The sequence below is a fragment of the Bifidobacteriaceae bacterium genome, from assembly GCA_031281585.1.
Lineage (GTDB): Bacteria > Actinomycetota > Actinomycetes > Actinomycetales > WQXJ01 > JAIRTF01.
In genome coordinates, this window is record JAITFE010000164.1 from 1 (window position 1) to 5,807 (window position 5,807).

The 5,807-nt window shown below is 69.6% G+C and carries 1 protein-coding gene; it reads right to left on the reverse strand.

Annotated features, from left to right (window positions below; genetic code table 11):
- On the reverse strand, positions 1 to 5,792 hold a 5,792-nt coding region (locus LBC97_16670; GenBank protein ID MDR2567649.1), incomplete at its 3' end, for an Ig-like domain-containing protein.
- Between the last annotated feature and the right edge of the window lie 15 nt (positions 5,793 to 5,807).

Sequence of the window (5,807 nt, forward strand, 5' to 3'; positions counted from 1 at the left end):
CCAGCGGTCAGCAGCGACACCTCCGCGCGGTGCGCCTCCACGCCGTCCGCGCGGACCGTGGCGCCGCCAGCAGCTGTCGGGATGGCCAACGCCGAGTTCCCCGGATCGGCCTGCGTGCCCGGCGGGGCCGGCGGCACCGTGAACACCACCGCAGCCGGGGCGCCCTCCGTGATCTGCACCGACCCGTACTGGGTGGTCACAACCGCGTTGACCGCGTAGGTCCCGGCCGCCTGGGACGTCAGGGAGACATCCGCCCTCCCGGCGCCGTCCGCCGTGACCGTCACAGACGCGGGGCCGTCGACCAGCCCGACCCTGGTCCCCGGCGGGACCAAGAATGCGATGCTGGCCCCAGGCAGGGGGTCGCCCCGCCCATCGGTCGCCCACGCCGTCACGGACCTGGTGGACGCGCCGTCCGCCGGCGCCCAGCCGCCCTGCGCCTCCAACCGCGACAGCCCGAACCCCGTCGCCGGCGGATGCCCGCGGAACTCAGCCGTCCCCGGGGCACCGCCGACCGTTATCCCGTCGATGGTCGCGGACACCGTGTACGTGACCTCGTCAACCGAGGAGAACGCCCACTCCGCCACGCCGTCCGCCCCCGACCGGGCGGTCTCCACACCGGACGCCCCGTCTGGTCGGCTCCACGCGAACCTCACGTTCACACCCGGCATCGCGGCGCCCGACACGTCCAGCACCTGGACCTGGGCCCGATGCTGCGCCAAGCCGTCTGCCAAACGGAACGCCCCGCCCGCCGCAGACGGGATCGACAACTGCGACGCCGCCGGATCCGCCGGATCCCCGGACACGGCGAAGGCGCCGGTTTGCTCGCCGGAACGGGTGCCCGTCAACGCAACCGAAAGGGTGCCTGGCGCTTCCGTCGCGGGAACCGACCAGCCAAACGACACGCCGCCGTTCTGGTCCGCCCGCGCAGATCCCACTAGCGCGCCGCCAGGCTCCAACACGGCGGTAACGTCCTCGCCAGGCTGGAAGTTAACGCCCACCACGCCGACCTCCCCAGCGGGGGCGGCGGACGCGGGAACCACCTGCACCTCCGGCAACCCAAGCCGCCACACCGCCTCGACGGTGTTGCCCGCTTGGTCCAGCGCCCGGACTGTCACCAGGTCGCCCACACCGGCTGCGTGGTATGTGGGCGCTTCGAAGCTCCAATCCGGCCCCACGTTGCCGTAGCCGATCACTTGGCCGTCGCCGTCTATCACCTCGATGTTGAAATTGGCGCCTGGCGCCCAGCCGGTGACCGGATTCCCGTCGTTCGCGGTCACGATCAGGGACGGTGGCACCGCGTCCACCACCACCAGGGCCGGTGTTCCCTTCTCGCCGGCCGGGCCCTCGAGCCATACCGCCAGCACCGTGCCGTCCGCCGCCGGCGGGTCCAACGCGATGTCGAACTCTCCGATCTGGTCGAGGTCCGCCCGGCCCAGTTCGGCGCCGGAGGCGAAGTCCGCCACCACAGCCCGCTCGACCTTGTCCATCTGCTGCCGCTGGTCCATGCTCGGCCCCCCGCTGACTGCTTTCCCGTTTGTCGGGTTGACATACGGCACCAGCGGCACCGGCCCCGCGGGGGCTCCACCGGCGAACTGCGCCGTCTGCGGCGAGCCGCTCAGCCCCAGCCAGCGGTCCCCATCAGAAGAGATGATCGCGGCCGTGATGCTCCACTCGGCCTCCTCCAGCGACACGAACTCGAAGGTAGCCACCCCGTTTTGGTCTGATATCACCGACGTGCCTACAGTGCCCCCCTCACCGTAGGCACCCGGGTAGGAAGCCTCGAACATGACATCCACGCCCGGCGCGGGTACACCGGCGGCGCTCTGGACCAACACCTCAGCCCGGTGCGCGTCCAGCCCGTTCGCGAGCTTCGTGGCACCACCCTGCGCGGTTGGAATGGTCAGCACGGATCCGTCATGGTCGCCGGACAGCGCCGGCGGCGGCAAGAATCCGGCCACCGCCGGGGAGCCGCGAGTGATCGGCTGGCCGTCGATGGTCGCTGTCACCTCGTACGATCCCGGGGCGGTGGATGACAGCCCCACCGATGCCAGCCCCCACTGGTCGGTGGTGTCGGTGACCGTGGCGGGGCCGGACGTGCCGCCCGCGCTCACCCCAGCCGGGATGTAAAACAACACGTCCACCCCGGACAGGGCTGTGCCCTCGGCGTTCACCACGTATGCGGACACAGTCGCTTCTGAGGAGCCGTCCGCCCAGGCCCATTCGCCGGACAGCCTGGTGCCCTCCATTAGGTCCGGGTCTCCCCAGGCGAACTCCGCGTCCGCCGGCGAGCCGGCGATCAACTGGGAACTGACCCGCGCGCTGATCTTGAAAGTGGCCTCCCACGTGGACGCGAACTGGATGGTGGCCACGCCGTTCTGGTCCGTCGTCGCGTACCGGTAGTAGGGCGTGGAGCCGGGGGACTCCTTGATCTCGAACGTCACCGGCGCGTCCACCAGCAGGTCGCCCTCCAGGTTGACCACCACCGCCTGCGCGGTGTGCGAGTCCCAGCCGTTGGGGACCTTGGCGGCACCGCCCGCCGCCGTGGGGATGGTCAGCTGGGACGCCGCCGCGTCCACGAAGTACGCGGGCGCGACGAATAACGGCACGGCTGGCGACCCCTGCGTGATGGCCAGGCCATCCGCGGTGGCGGTGACGCCCCGCGTTCCCGGGCTGTCTGCGGTCACGTCGATCTTGGCCACTCCGGCCAAATCGGTTGGCACGGTGACATCGACCGGGCCGGGCACCGGCGCGCCCAGCGCCGGGACGTGCTTCAACCCGTCCGGCACTGTGAACACCACGTCCACGCCGGGCAGCGGGATCCCGTTCTTCTCCGTCACGCGGGCAGTCACGGACCTTGCCGCGCCGCTGCCCGCCAGGGCTGGCTCCGGGTCCGCTTCGAGGCGGGACAGGCCGGGGCCGGTGGCGGGCGGGTCATTGGTGCCGACTAGTTGCACCATTTGGCTGGCCATGTTCCCGGCCGCGTCCTGCACGGTCACGGTCACCCACCGGGCGCCCTCAGCCGCAGGCACGCCGTCCGCGTCAGCGGTCAGGCTGAACACCCCGTACTCGTCCGCCGTCACCTCCGCGACACCTGCGGTCCTCACCGCTACCGTGTAGCCGGGCACCGTCAAGCCGGTGACCGTGAACTCGTTGTTGCCGTCCACGTAGACGCAGCCGTCAACGTCCGCGTCCACAAACAACGCCGGAGTCGCGTCCGAGAAGTTGGACGTGAACTCGCGGAAGGACCAGTCCCCCGCGGCGTTCTTGGCGGACACGGTGATCCAGTTCGCCGCGCTGGCGGCGCTGGCCGGAACTGTGACCTCCACCGGCTCGCGGGCGGCGGCGGTCTGCCCCGATTGCAGCACCGTTTGGCCGCTCTTCACCTCCCATACGACGGCTTGGCCGAACGCCAGTTCCATGGTGTAGTCGCCGTTCGCGAACACCGTGCTGTCACCCGTCACGTCGTCCACAACCTCGGTGGCGCCCCGATACGCCAGGGCGATGCTCGCCGGGTTCGGCATGGGCAACCCAACCGCCTCGCTGGTCCACGCGGGGCCGCGTAGTTGCAGGCCCTCCCCCACCGTCCTGACGGGGGTTATTGCGATCTTGTATGCCTTGCCCGGATCCAGGTTCCCCACGCGTAGCGTGTACCGGCCGGTGGCCGGGTCTTGGTGCTGTCCGGAAGTGGCGCTCCACGCCGCCGGAGCCGGCTGGGAGGCGGTGACGACCTGGTTCCCGTCCGCGTCCAGCACCGGGTTGCCGTCCTCGTCCACTTCCGGGATCCGCTCAGTCGGGAACAGGTATTCCGACCCGTCCGGGTTCAGCGCCTTCACCTCGTACTGGGTGTCCGCGTCCTGCGCGCCAGTCCAGGAGATCTCCAACACGCCGTCCCCCGCCGGCGCGACGGCCGGCTGATCCGAGAAGCTTCCCACAGACACCGGATCCAGCGGATTCCGGTGGCTGTAGACGCCGTCCGCCCGGGCGTCGTCGATCGGCCCCCACACCGTGTTGCCCTCCGCGTCCTTGGACGACTCCTCCAGGATCGCGCTGACCGTGTAATCCCCGGACGGCAGCCCAGCCGGCAACGCCGCCAGCCCGGCGGCCAGGTCCAGCACCGCCGGAGCCGATGACGTGACCGGGACCGCGGTGGCCACGGTCGCGGTCTGCCCGGAGCCGTCCGCCGCGTCCACCACGGCGTTCAACCGGTACTGGCCAGTCTTGAACGCCCCGGTGTCCGGATCAGTTAGGTTCTCCGTTTGAACGGTCAGCTTCTTCGCGGATCCGTCCCACTGGGCGCCGGCGAGGCCGGCCAGCGGGTCGGTCTCCACCTGGGACGCCTCAAAGGTCGTGGCGCCGTCTTTCGCGGCGATCTTCCACAGCGGAGACAGGGTCTCGTTCAGCATCACCAGCACCGAGCCGGGCTCCGTGGTGCCGTCGTCGTTCTGGAACGTCTGGCCGGAGAAGTCCATGGCGTTGACCGATTGGTCCGCCAACTCCTCCTTGGTGGCCGGCGCGGCCTTCGGGTCGGTCGTTGGCCGTTCCCACACCAACTGGTAGGCCACCCAGTCACCGCCGCCGGCGACGCCGTCCTTGTCGTAGAACACCTCCAGGTTGTCGCCGGTCAGGCCGTTGACCCCGACCAGGTGCCCGTGATCCCCGTCCCGTTCGATCGGGGTGAGCTCGTAAGAGGTCTCCGGGACCTGCATGGGGACGGCCTGCGGCGCCATCAACCCCAGCGCCGCGGAATTCGCCGCGGGCTGGACGCCCAACGACGGTGCCAACTGGGCCTGTCCGTAGCCGAACTGCCCGACCAGCTGCCACGCGCCGCCCAGGTCGATCACGCCGATCTGGTTGCCGTCCTTGTCTATCAAGGGCTGAGCGCCGCTGATCGAGTCCCCCACCTGGGGCTGCCGGTCCGCCATCAGGTGGATGTCGCCGCTGGCTATTCCGATATCCCATTGGACGTCCGCGTACGGGTCCAACGGCCGGTACGTGGTGCCCAGCTTGAACCGGAGCATCTTCCCCAACAGCCCGACCGACGCGTACGCCTCCTGGTTCGACACGTACACCCGGTAGTCTCCCAGCGACCAGCCGCCCACCTTGAGATTGATCACCGGCACCTTGAACCCGACAATCCCGAAGTCGCCCTCCAGGTAGCCCGCGAAGTCGGGCCACGTGTTCTTCTTCACTCCCACCGACATGCCGCCCGCGTACTTGCGGTACCACGGCAGCAGGTACCACGAGAACTCGCCCGACGCGTCCACCTTGGCGAACTCGGGGTTGTCCGGATCGGCGGCACCGGCCCAACTCACGTCGAAACTCGCGGAGGCTGGCGACAGGGACAAGAAGTCCATGCCCAACTCCTCCGGGCCGCCCACCGAGGCCTCCAGGGCCAGGCCGATGTGGTCCAACCCGATCCGCATCGTCGAGTCGACGTCCATCAACTCCATCACGCCCAGGCGCAGCTTGCTTTCCACGTACAGCGGGGGGATCAGCTTCCAGTTGTCCCAGTCGATGGTCTTCGCCAGGTTGTACAGGTAGAACCCGCCGCCCTTGAACGTCAGATACGGCGGCACGATCGGCGCGCCCGACCCGCCGGTGTACGCCTCCAACCCGACCGCGTCCGGCACCAGGCCGCCCGCCCGCTGCGACTCCACCAAATCCAGCAGCACCCGGCCCTCCAGCACACCGTAATTCCCGTTCAGGTCGAAGAGGTAGCGCTGCTCGCCGGGGAACGTGTTGATGTACACCTGGTAGTTGTTGCCCGCCAGGATCGACACGTAGTTCAACATGTCGTCCTCGTCCGT